Origin of the sequence: Leifsonia sp. AG29, from assembly GCF_009765225.1 — a bacterium.
Classification (GTDB): domain Bacteria; phylum Actinomycetota; class Actinomycetes; order Actinomycetales; family Microbacteriaceae; genus Leifsonia.
The window spans coordinates 3370593-3387766 of the sequence record NZ_VMSF01000001.1 but is presented as its reverse complement, the minus strand read 5'-3'; the positions used below and the strand labels follow the sequence as shown (position 1 = coordinate 3387766).

Annotated in this window: 21 protein-coding genes; 16 read left to right on the top strand and 5 right to left on the bottom strand. The window is 70.4% G+C overall.

The features are described 5' to 3' along the window. The first annotated feature begins 41 nt into the window (after nucleotides 1-41). From FPT20_RS16350 to FPT20_RS16340, 3 genes are all read left to right on the top strand, one after another. Nucleotides 42-554, top strand: coding sequence for a hypothetical protein (locus tag FPT20_RS16350; protein WP_158867247.1), 513 nt, complete (start codon nucleotides 42-44; stop codon nucleotides 552-554). 76 nt (nucleotides 555-630) lie between these two features. Beyond that, nucleotides 631-1230, top strand: a complete 600-nt coding sequence (locus FPT20_RS16345; protein WP_158867245.1) for a hypothetical protein — start codon at nucleotides 631-633, stop codon at nucleotides 1228-1230. Further along, on the top strand, nucleotides 1227-1553 hold the full coding sequence (locus tag FPT20_RS16340) for a hypothetical protein (protein ID WP_233265582.1): 327 nt from the start codon (nucleotides 1227-1229) through the stop codon (nucleotides 1551-1553). Before FPT20_RS16345 ends, FPT20_RS16340 begins: the two co-directional genes overlap by 4 nt. A gap of 54 nt (nucleotides 1554-1607) precedes the next feature. Here the strand turns inward: FPT20_RS16340 and purB are convergent, their stop codons facing one another. Continuing rightward, nucleotides 1608-2987, bottom strand: coding sequence for an adenylosuccinate lyase (purB, locus tag FPT20_RS16335; RefSeq protein WP_158867243.1), 1380 nt, complete (start codon nucleotides 2985-2987; stop codon nucleotides 1608-1610). Between the two features lie 67 nt (nucleotides 2988-3054). Further along, complete coding sequence (locus FPT20_RS16330; protein WP_158867241.1) at nucleotides 3055-3444, bottom strand: phage holin family protein; 390 nt, start codon at nucleotides 3442-3444, stop codon at nucleotides 3055-3057. A 104-nt stretch (nucleotides 3445-3548) separates the two neighbouring features. Between FPT20_RS16330 and FPT20_RS16325 the strand changes: the two genes are divergently transcribed. From FPT20_RS16325 to FPT20_RS16270, 12 genes are all read left to right on the top strand, one after another. Next, a complete protein-coding gene (locus FPT20_RS16325) occupies nucleotides 3549-4658 on the top strand; it encodes a histidinol-phosphate transaminase (RefSeq protein WP_233265581.1) in 1110 nt (369 codons plus the stop codon). Nucleotides 4659-4662: 4 nt separating this feature from the next. Further along, nucleotides 4663-5805, top strand: a complete 1143-nt coding sequence (locus FPT20_RS16320) for a thiamine pyrophosphate-dependent dehydrogenase E1 component subunit alpha (RefSeq protein ID WP_158867239.1) — start codon at nucleotides 4663-4665, stop codon at nucleotides 5803-5805. 320 nt (nucleotides 5806-6125) lie between these two features. After that, a complete protein-coding gene (locus FPT20_RS16315) occupies nucleotides 6126-7085 on the top strand; it encodes an alpha-ketoacid dehydrogenase subunit beta (protein WP_199246060.1) in 960 nt (319 codons plus the stop codon). A gap of 82 nt (nucleotides 7086-7167) precedes the next feature. Further along, nucleotides 7168-8556: a dihydrolipoamide acetyltransferase family protein gene (locus tag FPT20_RS16310; RefSeq protein WP_158867235.1), complete on the top strand. Its 1389-nt coding sequence runs from the start codon at nucleotides 7168-7170 to the stop codon at nucleotides 8554-8556. A gap of 115 nt (nucleotides 8557-8671) precedes the next feature. Continuing rightward, complete coding sequence (locus FPT20_RS16305; RefSeq protein WP_158867233.1) at nucleotides 8672-9592, top strand: metal ABC transporter solute-binding protein, Zn/Mn family; 921 nt, start codon at nucleotides 8672-8674, stop codon at nucleotides 9590-9592. Continuing rightward, nucleotides 9589-10449, top strand: coding sequence for a metal ABC transporter ATP-binding protein (locus FPT20_RS16300; protein WP_158867231.1), 861 nt, complete (start codon nucleotides 9589-9591; stop codon nucleotides 10447-10449). Before FPT20_RS16305 ends, FPT20_RS16300 begins: the two co-directional genes overlap by 4 nt. Continuing rightward, nucleotides 10446-11345, top strand: coding sequence for a metal ABC transporter permease (locus tag FPT20_RS16295; protein ID WP_158867229.1), 900 nt, complete (start codon nucleotides 10446-10448; stop codon nucleotides 11343-11345). Before FPT20_RS16300 ends, FPT20_RS16295 begins: the two co-directional genes overlap by 4 nt. A 6-nt stretch (nucleotides 11346-11351) precedes the next feature. Then, entirely contained in the window at nucleotides 11352-11738 is a 387-nt protein-coding gene (locus tag FPT20_RS16290) for a Fur family transcriptional regulator (RefSeq protein WP_158867227.1), read from the top strand. 283 nt (nucleotides 11739-12021) lie between these two features. Then, nucleotides 12022-12258, top strand: a complete 237-nt coding sequence (gene rpmB, locus FPT20_RS16285; protein ID WP_121263096.1) for a 50S ribosomal protein L28 — start codon at nucleotides 12022-12024, stop codon at nucleotides 12256-12258. A gap of 2 nt (nucleotides 12259-12260) precedes the next feature. Continuing rightward, nucleotides 12261-12428: a 50S ribosomal protein L33 gene (gene rpmG, locus FPT20_RS16280; RefSeq protein WP_055922173.1), complete on the top strand. Its 168-nt coding sequence runs from the start codon at nucleotides 12261-12263 to the stop codon at nucleotides 12426-12428. 2 nt (nucleotides 12429-12430) lie between these two features. After that, entirely contained in the window at nucleotides 12431-12736 is a 306-nt protein-coding gene (gene rpsN, locus FPT20_RS16275; protein WP_064110429.1) for a 30S ribosomal protein S14, read from the top strand. Nucleotides 12737-12946: 210 nt separating this feature from the next. Beyond that, on the top strand, nucleotides 12947-13231 hold the full coding sequence (locus tag FPT20_RS16270) for an HU family DNA-binding protein (protein WP_158867225.1): 285 nt from the start codon (nucleotides 12947-12949) through the stop codon (nucleotides 13229-13231). Between the two features lie 82 nt (nucleotides 13232-13313). On the opposite strand, the gene FPT20_RS16265 is transcribed toward FPT20_RS16270, so the two are convergent. The 3 genes from FPT20_RS16265 to FPT20_RS16255 are packed head-to-tail and all read right to left on the bottom strand — an operon-like array spanning nucleotide 13314 to nucleotide 15033. Beyond that, entirely contained in the window at nucleotides 13314-13889 is a 576-nt protein-coding gene (locus FPT20_RS16265; protein ID WP_158867223.1) for a DUF3618 domain-containing protein, read from the bottom strand. Continuing rightward, nucleotides 13886-14302 carry a phage holin family protein gene (locus FPT20_RS16260; RefSeq protein WP_158867221.1) on the bottom strand — a complete coding sequence of 139 codons (417 nt, stop codon included), beginning with the start codon at nucleotides 14300-14302 and terminating at the stop codon, nucleotides 13886-13888. The genes FPT20_RS16265 and FPT20_RS16260 overlap by 4 nt, the downstream gene beginning before the upstream one ends. Further along, nucleotides 14299-15033, bottom strand: coding sequence for a hypothetical protein (locus FPT20_RS16255; protein WP_158867219.1), 735 nt, complete (start codon nucleotides 15031-15033; stop codon nucleotides 14299-14301). Before FPT20_RS16255 ends, FPT20_RS16260 begins: the two co-directional genes overlap by 4 nt. 220 nt (nucleotides 15034-15253) lie before the next feature. On the opposite strand from FPT20_RS16255, the gene FPT20_RS16250 reads away from it, so the two are divergent. Further along, complete coding sequence (locus tag FPT20_RS16250; RefSeq protein WP_199246058.1) at nucleotides 15254-17164, top strand: cytochrome c oxidase assembly protein; 1911 nt, start codon at nucleotides 15254-15256, stop codon at nucleotides 17162-17164. Nucleotides 17165-17174: the final 10 nt, after the last annotated feature.

Below are 17174 nucleotides of genomic sequence, written 5' to 3'. Positions count from 1 at the left end.
GGATGACGTGCCTGCGGCGATCCGGGGGTTCACTGGGAGCCATGGATGTGTCCCTCCTCCCGCTGGTTCAGAGCGCGGGCGTGCTGGCCGTCGCGGTTGTTGGCTTCGCGCTCCTGTTCAGCTGGACGGCGATGCTGCCGGCGCTCCAGGACGCGCCCACCGAGGGGAGGCGTTTCGCAACCGCGGTGAGCATCGGCGCCGCCCTCACCGTCGCTGCGGGCGTCGTCTACGCCGCTCCGACCGTGCTCCTCGCCGGCGATCCCTCCGTCTTCCTCATGCTCCCGATCGCGGCCACCTGGTTGATCGCCGCGGTGGCGCTGATGCTCCGTGGGGCCCTCAGCACGGGAGTCGCGCGGACCCTCTCGTACTTCTTCGCGACCGTGGCGACAGCCGGCGCGGTCGCGGGCATTCTCTCCGCCGCGCTCTCCCAGCATCCGTCGGCGGCGTCGATCACCCCGACCGGCGCCTTCCTGCTCGCACTCGGCGCGATCGCCGGGGTGGTCGCGTGGGCGCAGTCCGACGTGCCGCCGAGGCGAGGCGTCCGGGAGGCGTAGCAGCGCCTCCCCGGCGAACGCGCAGGAACCCCCCGACTAGACTGGGGAGCGAATCCTGCATGAAAGAGGTCGCCGAATGGCAGCCGCCGTTCCCGCCCGGACCCCGAGCCTTCCCGCTCCGAACCGGTACTGGGTCGTTCCCGCCGTGCGCGCGGTCATCGCGCTCGCCACGGCGGCGGTCGTGACGTTCACGCGAGACACCCACACGCCCGAATTCGGGCTCGTCGTCTTCGGGGCCTTCGCGGTCGCCGACGGCCTCGCGACCGGCGTCCTCAGCGCGTTCTTCGGCGGCACGGGAATCACCCGGACCCTCTTCGTCGTCCAGGGCGCCATCGGCATCGTCGCCGGCGCGGTCGCCCTCGCCCTCCTCTCCGGCGGCCTCGGCCTGTTCCTCTATCTCGTGACGGTCTGGGCAGCGCTCACCGGCTTCCTCGAGCTCTACTGCGGCATCCGGGGCCGGGGCCGGGTGGCCGCCGCCCGCGACTGGCTCATCACCGGGGCGATCACCGCCGTGCTGGCGCTCGCCCTGCTCATCGCGCCGGCCGACGCGGTGCTCGCGATCGGGCTGTTCGGAGCGTGGGCGGTCGTCGTCGGGGTCTTCCAGGCCATCGGCGCCGTGTCGCTGCGGTCCACGGCCCGCGCCGACGAGCCTCGCGAAGCGGAGAGCGGATCGTGACCGATCGCGACAAGAAAGACCCCCGTGTGACCCAGAACCTCCAGCCCAGCCGGCGCGACCGGTTCCTTCCCACCGAGCTGCTCGGCATCTCCCTCGGACTCGGCGTGTTCGTCGGGCTCATCGTGCTCATCGCCACCCGCGAGTTCATCCTGGCGGGAGTCGCCCTCGGCGTGACGTTCATCCTGTCGCTCGTCCTGCTCGCGCTCTTCGCGCTCGCGTTCAAGCCCACCGCCGCCGAGGTCGACGACCTGCACGAGCAGGACGCCACCGAGGAGGAGAAGCGCCGCCAGGCCGACGGCGGCGACCGCCCGCGCGGTCACTGACGCCCCTCCGGTCAGGGACGCCGCCGGGTCGGCGACGGCCCCGCGCCTCCGTGCTCAGAGCAGGTCGACGAGCTCCGACGCGAGTCCCACGTATCCCGCCGGGGTGAGCTCGAGCAGCCGGTTCTTGGCCGCCTGGCCGATCTCGAGCCCGTCCACGAACGCGATGAGGGCGGCATGATCGACGCGCTTGCCCCGCGTGAGCTCCTTGAGCAGCGCGTACGGGTCCGAGATGGAGGAGCGCCCCGCCGTGACCTCGGCGCGGATGACCGTCTGGATGGCCTCCGCGAGCACCTCCCAGTTGGCGTCGAGGTCGGCGGCCAGCGCCTCCCGGTCGAGCGAGATCTGGCCGAGGCCCCGCTCGATGTTGTCGAGCGCGAGCAGGGAGTGGCCGAGACCGACGCCGATATTGCGCTGCGTCGTCGAGTCCGTGAGGTCGCGCTGGAGGCGGCTCGTGACGAGAGTGGAGGCGAGCGAGTCGAGCACCGCGCTCGACAGCTCGAGGTTCGCCTCCGCGTTCTCGAACCGGATCGGGTTGACCTTGTGCGGCATGGTCGACGAACCCGTCGCGCCCGGCTCGGGCACCTGGCGGAAGTATCCGAGCGAGATGTACGTCCAGATGTCGGTGCACAGGTTGTGGAGGATGCGGTTGGCGTGCGAGATGCGCGAGTAGAGCTCGGCCTGCCAGTCGTGGGACTCGATCTGGGTGGTCAGCGGGTTCCAGTCCAGGCCGAGACGTTCGACGAACTCGCGCGAGACGCGCGGCCAGTCGGTGTCGGGGTCGGCCACGAGGTGGGCGGCGAACGTGCCGGTCGCGCCGCTGAACTTGCCGAGGTGGTCGCCCTGCTCGATCTGGGCCAGGATGCGCTTCAGCCGGTGCGCGAAGACCGCGATCTCCTTGCCCATGGTCGTCGGCGTCGCCGGCTGGCCGTGAGTGCGGGCGAGCATGGCGTCGTCGCGGTACTGGCGGGCCTGCGCCTCCAGCTCGGAGATCACCGCGCGGAACTTGGGGAGCCAGACCTGTCCCATGGCCGCGCTGACGGTCAGCGCGTAGGAGAGGTTGTTGATGTCTTCGCTGGTGGCCGCGAAGTGGGTCAGCTCGGCGATACGGTCGAGCCCGAGGGCGTGCAGCCGCTCCCGGACGAGGTACTCGACCGCCTTCACGTCGTGCTTGGTGGTCGCCTCCAGCTCGGCGAGCCGGTCGATCTCGGGCTGGCCGAACTCCTCGGCCAGCGCACGCAGCGCGCGGACCTGCTCTGCGGTGAGCGGGGACGACCCGAACATCCGGTGCTCGGTGAGGTAGATGAGCCATTCGACCTCGACCTGCACGCGCGCCCGGTTGAGACCCGCCTCCGACAGGTGATCGCCGAGACCGAGGACCGCGGAACGGTAGCGTCCGTCCAGAGGGCTGAGCGGCTGGGGAGGCAGGGCGGTCATGGGTCTCCTCGCGGGGATGGTCCGGGTGGTTACCCGCCCATTCTCCCGCACGCGCGCGTCCGCGCGCTCACGAGCGGCGGGTGAAGGGGCGCAGCAGGAGGTCGAGCAGCCACGCGATGATGCCGAGCACCAGCGCGCCGAGGACCCCCGGCCAGAACCCGTCCACGTGCAGGCCGAAGCCGATCAGGCCGCTGATCCACGAGACGATGAGCAACAGGAGGGCGTTGATCACAAGCGAGATCAGCCCGAGCGTCAGGATGTAGAGCGGGATCGCCACGATCCGGATGACCGTCCCGATGATCGCGTTGACGACGCCGAAGATCAGGGCCACGAGCAGGTAGGTGAGGACGGCGGCGGCGGCGCCGGAGGAATAAGGCTGCACGGAGACGCCGGACACGATGAGGGTCGTGAGCCACAACGCGACGGCGTTGACGATCACCTTGAGCAGGAAGCGCATGCCCTCATCCTGCCAAACCGGGGGCCGTCCCTCCTAGACCCGAGAGCGCTGCCCTGTGCCCGAGAATTCTCCCGCGGGCATGGGCCCGCGGCTAAGTTGGGTCTGTGACTTCCGACGACGCGTCCGGCGTGAGGCTGCGGCCCGAGATCGAGGCGGTCCCCGCCTACCGGCAGGGGCGCCCGGCACCGGCGGACGGCTTCAAGCTCTCCAGCAACGAGAACCCCTATCCGCCGCTGCCCTCGGTGGTGGAGGCGGTGACCGCGACCCTCCGCGGACTCAATCGCTACCCCGACGCCACGGGTGCAGACCTCCGCGCACGCCTCGCCGAGCGCCACGGCGTCGGGATCGACCAGGTCCACCTCGGCAGCGGCTCCGTCGCCCTGCTCGCCCAGCTCATCTCGGCCGCGGCGCACAGGGGCGACGAGGTCGTCTACTCGTGGCGCTCGTTCGAGGCCTACCCGGGTCTCGTCACCGTCGCCGGCGCCACCAGCGTGCCGGTGCCGAACCGGCCCGACGGCGGGCACGACCTCCTCGCGATGGCCGACGCCCTCACCGAGCGCACCCGCGTCGTGATCGTCTGCTCGCCGAACAACCCGACCGGCCCGATCGTCACGGCCGCCGAGTTCGAGCAGTTCATGACGCAGGTCCCGCCGGAGATCCTCGTGCTCCTCGACGAGGCGTACTACGAGTTCGTCACGGTCGACGGCGCCGTCGACGGCATTCCGCTGCTCCACCGCTATCCGAACCTCGTCGTGCTCCGCACGTTCTCGAAGGCGTACGGGCTGGCTGCACTGCGGATCGGCTACGCCGTGGGTCCCGCGCGGGTGCTGAACGCCGCGCGGTCGGCGGCGATCCCGCTCTCGGTGACCGACGCCTCCCGGGTCGCGGCGCTCGCGTCGATCGACGCCGAGGACGAGCTCATGGAGCGGGTCGCGCGGGTGGCGATGCGCCGCGACCGGCTGCGCGACGCCCTCATCGAGCAGGGCTGGAACGTTCCTCAGGCGCAGGGCAACTTCGTCTGGCTGGCGACCGGCGAGCAGACGGAGGCGGCCAACGACGCGTTCTTCGACGCGGGCCTGACGGTGCGCGCGTTCCCGCCGGAGGGCATCCGGATCAGCGTCGGCGAGGAAGAATCTGTCGAGAAGCTCCTGGCGGTGGCGGGTGATGTTGTCCGGAACCTACCAAATGGGCACCCCGGCAAGCGGTTAGGTTAGTACGGTGGCTGCGACGAACGAGAACCCGCGCCCGGCGAACACGGTCCAGCTGCTCACGGCGGACGGCCGGTTCCAGCCGAGCGAGACGGCCGGCGAGTACCTCCCCTACCTCGAGCGGCTGGACGAGAACGACTACCGCCGCTTCTACCGCGAGATGGTGCGCGTGCGCGCGCTCGACCGCGAGGGGGCCAATCTGCAGCGCCAGGGTCAGCTCGGCCTGTGGGTTCCGAGTCACGGCCAGGAGGGCGCCCAGGTCGGCTCCGCCTTCGCCGCGCGCCCCCAGGACAATCTCTTCCCGTCGTACCGGGAGCACGCCGTCGGTCTGGTCCGCGGGATCGACCCGGTCGGCATCCTCGCGATGCTGCGCGGCGTCAACCACGGCGGCGGGTGGGACCCGACCGATGCCGCCGTCAACAACTTCCACCTGTACACGCTGGTGATCGGGTCGCAGACCCTCCACGCCACCGGGTACGCCATGGGTGTCGCGTTCGACGGCAAGGTCGGTACGGGCGATCCCGAGGTCGACGAGGCCGTCATGGTCTACTTCGGCGACGGCGCGACCAGTCAGGGCGACGTGAGCGAGGCCTTCGTCTTCGCCGCGAGCTACCAGAGCCCCCTCGTCTTCTTCCTCCAGAACAACCACTGGGCAATCTCGGTGCCGGTGTCGACGCAGTCGCGCACACCCCTGTATCTGCGTTCGAGCGGCTTCGGCATCCCGGGCGTTCAGATCGACGGCAACGATGTGCTGGCGGCCTACGCCGTCACGGCGAAGCACCTCGACGACGCGCGGTCGGGCGAGGGCCCGAGCATGATCGAGGCGCTCACGTACCGCATGGGCGCGCACACCTCGAGCGACGACCCCAGCAAGTACCGCTCCGACGACGAGCTGGCTTACTGGGCCGACCGCGACCCGATTCTCCGGTTCCGAGTGTTCCTCGAGGAGCAGGGCGTCGGTCACGCGTTCTTCGACAGCGCCGAGGAGGAGGGGGCCGACCTGGCCGCGGACGTGCGCCGGCGCACGCTCGAGCTGGGCCCGCCGCCGATCGCCTCCATGTTCGAGCACGTCTACAGTGAGCCGCACCCGGACGTCGAGGCGCAGCAGCGCTGGCTGGCCGAGTACGAGGCGTCCTTCGGAGGTGACGCATGAGCGATGTCAGGAGCGAGGCCGAGTACGTGGAGGCCGAACTGATCGAGGGAGGCGAGGAGCACCCCCGCGAGCCGCTTGCGGACACCCAGGCGATCGACGTCGTCGAGATCGTCGAGAGCGACCCCGGCTCCCGCGTGCTCGAGGAGCACGTGGCCGAGCAGGAGTGGACGCGCGAGTTCGCGATCGAGGACGCGGCGGCGGAGGCGCAGGAGCGTGCTGACGCCGAATCCGAGGTCCTCCCCGCGAGCGCTGATGCCGAGGAGCCGGCCGACGAAGCGTCCGAGCCTGCCGCGCCGGAGCCGCGCGTGCAGTCCCTCCCCATGGTGAAGGCCCTGAACGCCGGGCTCCGTCGCGCTCTCGCGGACGACCCGAAGGTCCTCCTCCTCGGCGAGGACATCGGCCCGCTCGGCGGCGTCTTCCGGGTGACCGAGGGCCTGCAGAAGGAGTTCGGGCCGAAGCGCGTGCTCGACACCCCGCTCGCCGAGGCGGGCATCATCGGCTCGGCCATCGGCCTCGCGATGCGCGGGTACCGCCCGGTCGTCGAGATCCAGTTCAACGGCTTCGTCTTCCCGGGTTTCGACCAGATCACGACGCAGCTGGCCAAGCTGGCCAACCGGCACCGCGGCGGTGTCCGGTTCCCGATCGTCGTCCGCATCCCCCACGGCGGCCACATCGGCGCCGTCGAGCACCACCAGGAGGCGCCCGAGGCGTACTTCGCGCACACGCCGGGTCTCCGCGTGGTCGCCCCGTCCACCCCGCACGACGCCTACTGGATGATCCAGGAGGCGATCCGCTCGGACGACCCGGTGATCTTCTTCGAGCCGATGAGCCGCTACTGGCCCAAGGGCGAAGTCGACACGCTCGAGAACCCCACCCCGCTCCACGCCAGCCGCGTGGTCCGCACCGGCACCGACGCGACCGTCGTGGCGTGGGCGGGCATGGTCAGCGTCGCCCTGCGCGCCGCCGAGATCGCCGCCGAGGAGGGACGGAGCCTCGAGGTCATCGACCTGCGGTCGATCTCTCCGCTCGACGTCGGCCCGGTGGTGGAGTCGGTGCGCAAGACCGGACGCCTCGTGGTCGCGCAGGAGGCGCCCGGCACGGTGAGCGTCGCCTCCGAGCTCGCAGCGCGGGTCTCCGAGCAGGCGTTCTATTCGCTGGAGGCGCCGGTGCTTCGGGTCACGGGCTTCGACATCCCCTTCCCGCCGGCCAAGCTCGAGGACATCTACCTCCCCGACGCCGACCGCATCCTGGAGGCGGTTGACCGCGCCATCGCCTACTGAGGCAGCCCAGCCTGGACGCGGCCATGCGCTCGGCGCACCGCGCCAGACGCCCAACACAGACGCAGTACAGAGAGAAGCCGCAATGAGCGAGTCCCAGTTCCTCCTGCCCGACGTGGGCGAGGGTCTCACCGAGGCCGAGATCGTCGCGTGGAAGGTCGCCCCGGGCGACCCGGTCGCCGTCAACCAGGTGATCGTCGAGATCGAGACCGCCAAGTCGCTGGTCGAGCTGCCGTCGCCGTTCGAGGGCACGGTGACCGAGCTCCTCGTGACCGAGGGTCAGACCGTGGAGGTCGGGACGCCCATCTTCACGGTCGCCGATGGGGGCGACGCGACGCCGTCCGCGCCGGTCGGGGAGGCCGAGCAGATCGAGGCCGATGCTGCAGCGACCGTCTCGCACGAGGCCGATGAGCCGAAGCAGGGCGCGGTGCTGGTCGGCTACGGCGCGGCGGGGCACGGGGCCAGCCGCCGTCGCCGTGCGAGCCACCCGGGCACCGCCTCCATCCCGGTCGCTTTCAGCGGTTCCATCGCGCCGGCGGCACCCGCCCCCGCGGCGGCCGCGCACCCCGCTCCTCCCGCTGCGGCGCCCGCGGCCGCGGCGACCCCGGTGGGCGGTCCCGTGATCGCCAAGCCGCCGATCCGCAAGCTGGCGAAAGACCTCGGCGTCGACCTGAGCGTGGTGACGCCGACGGGCCCGATCGGCGACGTCACCCGGGATGACGTCCTCCGCGAGGCGTCGCAGGCCACGGTCTTCCGCAACATCCAGACGCCCGAATGGCCCGACGACCGCGAGGACCGCATCCCCGTCAAGGGCGTCCGCAAGGCGATCGCCACCGCGATGGCGTCGAGCGCGTTCAGTGCACCTCACGTCAGCCTCTTCGTCGACGTGGACGCCACGCGCACCATGGAGTTCGTGAAGCGGCTCAAGAACTCGGCCGACTTCGGCGGGGTCAAGGTGTCGCCGCTGCTCATCATGGCCAAGGCGATCATCTGGGCGGTGCGCCGCAACCCGACCGTGAACTCGTCGTGGACGGACGAGGAGATCATCGTCCGCCACTACGTGAACCTCGGCATCGCGGCCGCTACGCCGCGCGGTCTCATCGTGCCGAACATCAAGGAGGCGCAGAGCATGACCCTGCTCGAGCTCGCCAAGGCGCTCGAGCAGCTCACCCTCACCGCCCGCGACGGCAAGACGCCGCCCACCGACATGGCCGGCGGCACCATCACGATCACCAACATCGGCGTCTTCGGCATGGACACCGGCACTCCGATCCTCAACCCGGGCGAGGTCGGCATCGTGGCGCTCGGCACCATCAAGCAGAAGCCCTGGGTGGTCGACGGGGAGGTCCGTCCGCGCTACGTGACCACGCTCGGAGCCTCGTTCGACCACCGCGTGGTCGACGGCGACGTCGCCTCGCGCTTCCTCGCCGACGTCGCCTCCATCATCGAGGAACCGGCGCTGCTGCTCGACTGACCGTCGGCGGGCCCAGCCCGTGAATTTGACAATCATTCTCAATAAGCCGTAGGGTGGAGGCGCGCTCACGGCCGTGAGTGCTCCCTCGTGTCGTTCGCGACTTAGACAGGCCCTCATGAAGACCCGCTCCTTGGTCACTGCTCTCGCCGTCGCCGCGGTGACCGCTGTCGCGCTCGCCGGGTGCTCCGGCGCGCCGGGAACCGGCGGTTCAGCGGACGGACGGGTGCGAGTGGTGACCAGCACGAACGTGTACGGCGACATCGCGTCGACGATCGGCGGCGACGCGGTCGACGTGGTCTCGGTGATGGCCGACCCGGCGCAGGACCCCCACTCGTTCGAGGCGAGCGCTCAGAACCAGCTGGCCGTCTCGAAGGCGGCCGTCGTCGTCGAGAACGGCGGGGGCTACGACGACTTCATGACCGCGCTGCTGAAGACCCCGCCCCGTCAGCCCCGGACCATCCTGAACGCGGTCCGCCTCTCGGGGCTCGACAGCGGCGGCGAGTTCAATGAGCACATCTGGTACGACTTCGGCGCGATGAAGAAGGTGGCCGACGCGCTCGTCACCGCGCTGAGCGCCAAGGATCCGGCCCACGCCTCCGAGTTTCAGAAGAACGCGGCCGCCTTCGAAGCGGGGCTGCAGGCGCTGGAGGCGCGCGCCTCCGCTCTCAGGGCCGCGCACGCGGGAGAGGGCGTCGCCATCACTGAACCCGTGCCGCTGTACCTGCTTGAAGCGATCGGGCTCGAGGACAAGACCCCGCCCGCGTTCAGCCACGCCATCGAGGGAGGAACGGACGTGTCCCCCGCGGTGCTCCAGCAGACGCTCGATCTCTTCAGCAGGCATGAGGTCCGCCTCCTGGCCTACAACGAGCAGACCAGCGGGCCCGAGACCACCCGGGTGCTGGCCGCCGCGAAGGCCCACGACGTCCCGGTCGTGGGCGTGACGGAGACGCTTCCCGCCGGCAAGGACTACCTGTCTTGGATGAACGCCAACATCGACGCGCTCGCCGCAGCGCTCGGAGGAGGAAAGCACGGATGAGCGAACCCCTGGATGTCGTTCCGGCGCCCTCGACTCGGGACACGGTTCTCCGCCTCCGCGATGCGGCGCTGGGCTTCGGCGACCGCACCCTGTGGAGCGGCCTCGATCTCGACGTGCACGCCGGCGAGTTCGTCGCGGTCCTCGGTCCGAACGGCTCGGGAAAGACCAGCCTCCTCCGCACGATCCTGGGGCAGCAGGCGCTCGACTCGGGGCTCATCGAGTTCGACGGGCACCCGGTTCGACGCGGTGACCGGCGGATCGGCTACATCCCGCAGCAGAAGCTCATCCCCTCCGGGACGCCGCTGCGCGCACGCGATCTGGTGGCGCTCGGCGTCAACGGTCACCGGTGGGGCCTCCCCCTCCCCCGGCGCGGCGATCGCGAGCAGGTCGAGCGGCTCATCGATGCCGTCGGCGCGCGACGCTACGCCGACGCACCGGTCGGATCGCTCTCGGGAGGTGAGCAGCAGCGCCTCCGCGTCGCCCAGGCGCTCGCCGGTGACCCGGCCCTGCTGCTCTGCGACGAGCCGCTGCTGTCCCTCGACCTCCAGCACCAGCGCGGCGTCAGCGAGCTCATCGACCGCCGCCGGCGTGAGCACGACAGTGCGGTGGTCTTCGTCACCCACGACGTGAACCCGGTGCTCGGCATGGTGGATCGCGTGCTCTACCTGGCGGGCGGCCGGTTCCGGGCCGGGACGCCCGACGAGGTCCTGCGCAGCGACGTCCTGACCGACCTGTACGGCACGCCGGTCGAGGTGATCCGCAGCCGCGGCCGCATCGTGGTCGTGGGCATCCCCGACGCCGAGACCCACGAGCACCACGCCCACACCCGCGAAGCGCACCCGGAGCCGGCCGCATGACCCACCTCGACATCTGGTCCCAGCTCTTCGACTTCACCGACTACGGCGAACTGCTCGCCCTGGTGCGAAACTCGATCTTCGCCGGTGCCGTCCTCGGCGTCGTCGGCGGGCTCATCGGAGTCTTCGTGATGCAGCGCGACATGGCGTTCGCCGTCCACGGGATCAGCGAGCTGTCGTTCGCCGGCGCCGCCGTCGCGCTGCTCTTCGGCGCCAACGTCGTGGCGGGCTCCTTGGTGGGATCGCTCATCGCCGCGGTGCTCATCGGGGTGCTGGGCGCGCGCGCCCGCGATCGCAACTCGATCATCGCCGTGCTCATGCCGTTCGGTCTCGGCCTCGGCATCCTCGCTCTCGCGCTCTACCCCGGGCGCAGCGCGAACAAGTTCGGCCTCCTCACCGGCCAGATCGTGTCGGTCGACGATCCGCAGCTCGGGTCGCTGCTCGCCATCGGCGCGATCGTGCTCGTGGCCCTGCTGCTCATGTGGCGGCCGCTCACGTTCGACAGCCTGGATGCCGATGTCGCCGCCTCCCGCGGTGTCCCCGTCCGTTTCGTCGCGCTCGCCTTCATGGTGCTGCTGGGCCTCGCCGTCGCCGTGTCGGTCCAGATCGTCGGTGCGCTGCTGGTCCTTTCCCTCCTCGTGACGCCCGCCGCGGCGGCTATGCGGTTGTCGTCCTCGCCGCTGGCGGTCCCGCTCCTCAGCGTCGGCTTCGCGCTCGTCTCCGTCGTCGGAGGGATCATGCTCGCCGTCGGGAGTGCGCTGCCGATCAGCCCGTACGTGACCTCCATCTCGTTCTTCATCTACGTGGTCTGCCGGGTGCTCGGCCGGCGACGCGAGGGCGCGCGGAGCCGCGTCGGTCGGAAGCCGGCCTCACGGCCGCTCGTGAGACAGGACGGCTAGCCTGGGATGGTGAAACGGAACACGTGGCAGCGTGAGGCCGTCCGGGAGGCGCTGACCTCGACGGAGGGCTTCATCAGCGCGCAGGGGCTGCACCTCAGCCTTCACGAGTCCGGATCGCCCATCGGCCTGGCGACGGTCTATCGCGCCCTCGCCGACCTTGCGGCGGAGGGCGACGCCGACTCGCTGCAGTCCCCCGACGGCGAGAGCCTGTACCGGGCCTGCACCACCGGCCACCACCACCACCTCATCTGCCGGAACTGCGGGCTCACCGTCGAGATCGAGGCCGACGCGGTGGAGGAATGGGCCCGGTCGGCCGCGGCGGCCCACGGCTTCACGCAGGCCCAGCACGTCGTCGACGTCTTCGGCCTGTGCGCGGACTGCTCGGCGTCCTGAGGAGCGACTGCGCCGGCATGGGACGAGTGCGCCCGCGCGCGCGGGCGCAGACGTCCCGACGAAGCGCACTCACCGCGAAAGGGGCCCGAGGACGGGGAGCTTCGCGTGACGACGATTTGGCCGCGTCGGCAGTCGTGGCGTAGAGTTGTTGTTTGGCTGAGTGGGCTCCTCCCGCTCAGATCGTGTACGAAACCCCCACCGCCCTGAAAAGCCGGGGATCTCGTGCGCCGACAAGTGACCTTGGGTGGGGCCCTCCGGCCCCACGGTATTGGAGAAGAAAGCAATGGCAGCAGTGTGCCAGGTGACAGGAGCCGTTCCCGGCTTCGGTCACAACATCTCGCACTCGCACCGTCGCACGAAGCGCCGGTTCGACCCGAACATCCAGAAGAAGACGTACTACGTTCCGTCGCTTCGCCGTAACGTCACCCTGACCCTGAGCGCCAAGGGCATCAAGGTCATCGACGCCCGTGGCATCGAGGCCGTGGTCAAGGACCTCCTGGCCCGTGGGGAGAAGATCTAAGCATGGCGAAGCAGCAGGACATCCGTCCGATCATCAAGCTCCGTTCGACGGCGGGCACCGGTTACACCTACGTGACCAAGAAGAACCGCCGCAACGACCCCGACCGCCTCGTGCTCAAGAAGTACGACCCCATCGTGCGCAAGCACGTCGACTTCCGAGAGGAGCGCTAATCATGGCCAAGAAGTCCAAGATCGCCAAGAACGAGCAGCGCAAGGTCGTCGTCGCACGCTACGCCGCCAAGCGCGCCGAGCTCAAGAAGGCCCTCGTCGACCCGAACGGCACCGACGAGTCCCGCGAGGCCGCCCGCGTGGGCCTGCAGAAGCTGCCGCGCGACGCCTCCCCGATCCGCGTCCGCAACCGCGACGCGGTCGACGGCCGCCCCCGCGGAAACCTCAGCAAGTTCGGCATCTCGCGTGTCCGCTTCCGCGACATGGCGCACCGCGGCGAGCTGCCCGGCATCACCAAGTCGAGCTGGTAAGCAGCGCGATCGACGCTCGAGGGGCGTCCGGCTTCGGCCGGGCGCCCCTTTGTCGTCGCCGGGCGACCGAAAGTCCCCGGAAATCCGCGTATTTCCGCGGGTCTCTGATACATTCGAGGCGGTCGACCGACCAAACGTAACGGCCCACGTGGCCTCAACCGTTCCACAAAGAAGCTGTAGATCCAGCACAAGGTCCGAGGAGGACACTCAATGGCTGACAACCTGAACAAGACCGAGCTGGTCGCCGCCGTCGCTGCCGCGTCGGGTCAGAGCCAGGCCACCGTCTCGAGCGTCGTCGACGCTTTCTTCACCACCATCAGCGAGACGGTCGCCAAGGGCGGCAAGGTCACCATCCCGGGTTGGCTCGCCGCCGAGCGCAGCGAGACCGCCGCGCGCACGGGTCGCAACCCGCAGACCGGCGAGGAGATCTCGATCCCGGCCGGCCACCGCGTGAAGCTGACCGCGGGCTCGAAGCTCAAGGCCGCCGTCAAGTAATTCGGCCCAGGCCTGGAAGAGGGCGGCACCGCATCGTGCGGTGCCGCCCTCTTCGCGTTCCTGGACGCTGACGCAGAAGCCGTCAGGTGTTGCTCTGGAGGCGCTCCCCCGACTGCTTCGCCTCATCGGCCACATCGCCCGCCCGGTCCGACGCCTCGGCCCTGACGGTCGCGGCTCCGTCCTGCGCGGTGTCCCGCACCGCCTGCACGGCGTCCTGGGCGGGCTCCTTCAGATTCTGCGCGACCTGCTTGCCCGCGTCGGCGACCTCCTGGATCAGCGGCTGGGCCGCCTCCTTGGCGCTGGAGGCGAGCTCCTTCTCCTTCCTGCTCGCCGGGACGAGGGAGGCGGCGAGCCAGCCCACGCCGAAGGCGATCAGTCCCACCGCCAACGGGTTGCCCTCGGCCTTGTCGACGACCGTGCGCCCGGCGTTCGCGACGGCGTCGCCCGTGTCTCCCGCCACGTCGCCCAGCGAGCGGTGGCTCGAATCGCTCCCCATCACGCGTTCGGTGAGCGAATGGAAGGCGCCGGAGACCTTCCGCTTCTGCCGGTCCACGATCTTGCTCGGCGTGACCTTGTCGGCCACCGCGTCGACGTCGCCGCTCAGCTCGCGGCGCGTCTCCTCGATCTCGGCTCGGATGATGTCGGGGTCGTCGCTCATCGGTTCTCTCCGTTTCGTTTCAGGGTCTGCGGGAATTCCTTGACCGTCTCGACGGTCTGCGGGACGCCTTTGACGGTCTTCAGCTGGTTGCGGCCCACGACGTAGAGGATCAGTGCGACGATCCCCCAGATCACCGCCACGACCACGCCGGACCAGGCGTTGCCCATCAGGTAGCCGAGCGCCCACCACAGGGCGATCGACAGGAAGAGGACCGCCATGAGGGCGGCGTACCCGGCGCCCCCGAGGAGGCCCGCGCCCTTGCCGGCGCGCGTGGCCGTCTGACGGAGTTCGGCCTTGGCGAGCTCCATCTCCTGACGGATCAGTGTCGAGAGGTCGCGCGTCACCTCGCTGAGCAGTTCGCCCAGCGATGCGGTGGCGGCGCGCTCCTCGGAGGGGGTGGGCCGATCGGTCACAGGTCGCCTCCGAGCGTTCCCGGGTTCGAGGTACCGCCCGCAGAGCCGTGCGCCTCGGATGCGCCGCTGGCCAGCGCCCGTGTCAGCCGCCCCGCGAGCGCGCCGGCGATGGCGGCGCCGGCGATGAAGGTGCCCGGGTTGCGGCGCGCGTACGACTTCAGCTCCTGGAGGAGCGAGCCCGGGTCGCGCCGGTCGAGCCAGCCCGCGACCGAGTGGGCCCGCTGCGCCGCCTGCCGCGCGAGGTCGCTCGCCATCCCCTGCGCGTCGGAGGCGCCGGCCATCTGGTCCAGTTCGTCGCCGACCGAGCGGAGGCCCGTGGCGACGCGCTGCTGCTGCTGCGCGGCCTGGGCGCGGAGCTCTTCCTGCGTCTGGCGGAGGAGGTCCTGCGCCTGCGACTTGGCTTCTCCGGCGACGTTCTGCACCTGCTCCTTGGCGACTCCCGCCACATCCTTCGCCGCGTCGGCGGTGGTTCCAGCGAGATTGCCGGCCTCCTCCTTGGCGGCCGACGCCATTCCGCCCGAGCCGGACCCGGTGGGGGTGCCGGAGGCGTAACCCGCGCCAGGCGCGTACCCCGGCTGTGCGACGAGCGACTCGTCCACGGTCCCGATGGGCACGACCTCGACGACCTCGACGACCTCCGTCTCGTCGACGAACTCGTCGTCCTCGGGGAGCGTCTCCCGCCTGCTGTCGTAGATCGGAGTGTCCGTGGGCCGTTCCCCTGACATGCTCATGCTCCGTGTCCTTTCCGTGGTCTTCGGAGGTGTGCGGACCATGAAGCCCCTCGCCGGGAGGCGGATCGAGCGGTTGACAACCGGCGCGGCCGGGGGTTGAGGAGTGCTCGGGACGGCGGCTGTGGGCTGCCGCTCAGCGGGCTCGACGTAGGCTTGTCGGGTGCCCCGGATTCTGCGTGTGATCGGCCCGGCCGTGCTGCTTCTGGCAGCGCTGGCAGCCATGGTCGCCGCGCTCGCGTTCGGGGGAGGCGCGGCGGCGCCGCTGCTCGCCGACCCGGGTGCGCTGGTCCGCTGGGGCCTTCCCGCGGCGACGCTGATCGTGAACCTGAGCCTCGCCGGGACCCTCGGAGCGCTGGTGCTCGCGTGCTTCGCCTTCTCGCCGGGCCGCGACGAATACGGCAAGGCGCTCGACTTCGCCGCGGGGTCGGCCGCCGTCATGACGATCGCCGCAGCCGCCACGGGGCTCTTCACCTTCGTGAGCGTCTCGAACGTGCCGTGGTCGTTCGACGACACCTTCAGCGCCGGCCTCAGCTCGTTCATCACGAGCGTCTCGCTGGGTCAGGCGTGGCTCGGGATCACCCTCATCGCCGCGGCGGTGACCGTCCTCTGCTTCGCGGTGCGCAATCACACGGCGATCCTCTTCGTGACGGCGCTCGCGATGGCAGCGGTCGTCCCGATGGCGCAGCAGGGCCACAGCGCCGAGGCCGCCGGCCACGACGCCGCCGTGACCTCCTTCGGGCTCCACGTGCTGTTCGCCGCCATCTGGCTGGGCGGACTCGTCACTCTCGTGATCGTCAAGCGAACACTCGGAGGCGGCCGGCTCGTGACCGTCCTCGAGCGCTACTCCTCGGTCGCCCTGGTCTGCTTCATCGTGGTCGCCGCGTCGGGGTATGTGAACGCCGAGCTCCGCGTGGGCACCCTGGCCGAGCTCGCGACGCCGTACGGGGTCCTCGTGCTCGTCAAGGTCGCGGCGCTCGTCGTCCTCGGCCTGTTCGGCGTCACCCAGCGGCGCTACCTCATCGGGCGGCTAAAGAGCTCCGGTGAGCCGCGGAGCTTCTGGTGGATCGTCGTCGGCGAGCTGGCGTTCATGGGGATCGCCTCCGGCGTCGCCGCGGCGCTGGCTCGCACCGTGACGCCGGTCCCGCAGACCCGGGCGGCCACGCCGACGCCCGCCGAGATCCTCACCGGGGATCGCCTCCCTCCTGAGCTGACCTTCGGGCGGCTCTTCACCAGCTGGAACTTCGACCTGCTGTGGGTGCTCGGCTGCGCCTTCGCGCTGTTCTTCTACCTCGCCGGGGTGTGGCGGCTGCGCCGACGTGGCGACCGCTGGCCCGTGTACCGCACCATTCTGTGGACCCTCGGGATCGCCCTGCTGTTCTACATCACGAACGGCGGCGTCAACGTCTACGAGAAGTACCTCTTCTCGGCGCACATGTCCGCGCACATGGTCCTCACGATGGCGGTGCCGTTGCTTCTCGTTCCCGGGGCGCCGGTCACGCTGGCGGCGCGGTCGATCCGCAAGCGGACCGACGGTTCGCGCGGTGGCCGCGAGTGGATCCTCCTCGCCGTGCATTCGCGCTTCGCCGAGTTCATCTCCAACCCCATCGTGGCGGCCGTGCTCTTCGCCGGCTCGCTGTGGGTCTTCTATTACACGCCGGTCTTCCGCTGGGCCACGACCGACCACGTCGGGCACGAGTGGATGGTCGTGCACTTCCTGATCACCGGGTACCTGTTCGTGCAGTCCCTCATCGGCATCGACCCCGTCAAGTACCGCCTCCCGTACCCGTTCCGCCTCGTCCTGCTGCTGCTCACGATGGCGTTCCACGCGTTCTTCGGCCTGTCGATCATGCAGATGCACGGACTGCTGCTGGCCGACTGGTTCGGCGCGATGGGCCGAACCTGGGGCGACCCGCCGCTCATCGATCAGCAGACCGGCGGCGGCATCGCGTGGAGCATCGGCGAGATCCCGACGGTGGCGCTCGCCATCGTCGTCGCGATCCAGTGGAGCCGGAGCGACGAGCGCGAGACGCGCCGCCGCGACCGGAACGCCGACCGCACCGACGACGCCGAGCTGCGGGCCTACAACCAGCGGCTCGCCCGGTTGGCCGAGCAGGACACGGCTCGGCGCTGACCCCGGAGGA

What these genes read in the sequence shown, in the direction of transcription:
- FPT20_RS16350 (WP_158867247.1), top strand. Translation starts at nt 42, where the DNA reads ATGGATGTGTCCCTCCTCCCGCTGGTTCAGAGCGCGGGCGTGCTGGCC.
- FPT20_RS16345 (WP_158867245.1), top strand. Translation starts at nt 631, where the DNA reads ATGGCAGCCGCCGTTCCCGCCCGGACCCCGAGCCTTCCCGCTCCGAAC.
- purB (WP_158867243.1), bottom strand. Translation starts at nt 2,987, where the DNA reads ATGACCGCCCTGCCTCCCCAGCCGCTCAGCCCTCTGGACGGACGCTAC.
- FPT20_RS16330 (WP_158867241.1), bottom strand. Translation starts at nt 3,444, where the DNA reads ATGCGCTTCCTGCTCAAGGTGATCGTCAACGCCGTCGCGTTGTGGCTC.
- FPT20_RS16315 (WP_199246060.1), top strand. Translation starts at nt 6,126, where the DNA reads ATGGTGAAGGCCCTGAACGCCGGGCTCCGTCGCGCTCTCGCGGACGAC.
- FPT20_RS16310 (WP_158867235.1), top strand. Translation starts at nt 7,168, where the DNA reads ATGAGCGAGTCCCAGTTCCTCCTGCCCGACGTGGGCGAGGGTCTCACC.
- FPT20_RS16305 (WP_158867233.1), top strand. Translation starts at nt 8,672, where the DNA reads ATGAAGACCCGCTCCTTGGTCACTGCTCTCGCCGTCGCCGCGGTGACC.
- FPT20_RS16300 (WP_158867231.1), top strand. Translation starts at nt 9,589, where the DNA reads ATGAGCGAACCCCTGGATGTCGTTCCGGCGCCCTCGACTCGGGACACG.
- FPT20_RS16295 (WP_158867229.1), top strand. Translation starts at nt 10,446, where the DNA reads ATGACCCACCTCGACATCTGGTCCCAGCTCTTCGACTTCACCGACTAC.
- FPT20_RS16290 (WP_158867227.1), top strand. Translation starts at nt 11,352, where the DNA reads ATGGTGAAACGGAACACGTGGCAGCGTGAGGCCGTCCGGGAGGCGCTG.
- rpmB (WP_121263096.1), top strand. Translation starts at nt 12,022, where the DNA reads ATGGCAGCAGTGTGCCAGGTGACAGGAGCCGTTCCCGGCTTCGGTCAC.
- rpmG (WP_055922173.1), top strand. Translation starts at nt 12,261, where the DNA reads ATGGCGAAGCAGCAGGACATCCGTCCGATCATCAAGCTCCGTTCGACG.
- rpsN (WP_064110429.1), top strand. Translation starts at nt 12,431, where the DNA reads ATGGCCAAGAAGTCCAAGATCGCCAAGAACGAGCAGCGCAAGGTCGTC.
- FPT20_RS16270 (WP_158867225.1), top strand. Translation starts at nt 12,947, where the DNA reads ATGGCTGACAACCTGAACAAGACCGAGCTGGTCGCCGCCGTCGCTGCC.
- FPT20_RS16265 (WP_158867223.1), bottom strand. Translation starts at nt 13,889, where the DNA reads ATGAGCGACGACCCCGACATCATCCGAGCCGAGATCGAGGAGACGCGC.
- FPT20_RS16255 (WP_158867219.1), bottom strand. Translation starts at nt 15,033, where the DNA reads ATGAGCATGTCAGGGGAACGGCCCACGGACACTCCGATCTACGACAGC.
- FPT20_RS16250 (WP_199246058.1), top strand. Translation starts at nt 15,254, where the DNA reads ATGGTCGCCGCGCTCGCGTTCGGGGGAGGCGCGGCGGCGCCGCTGCTC.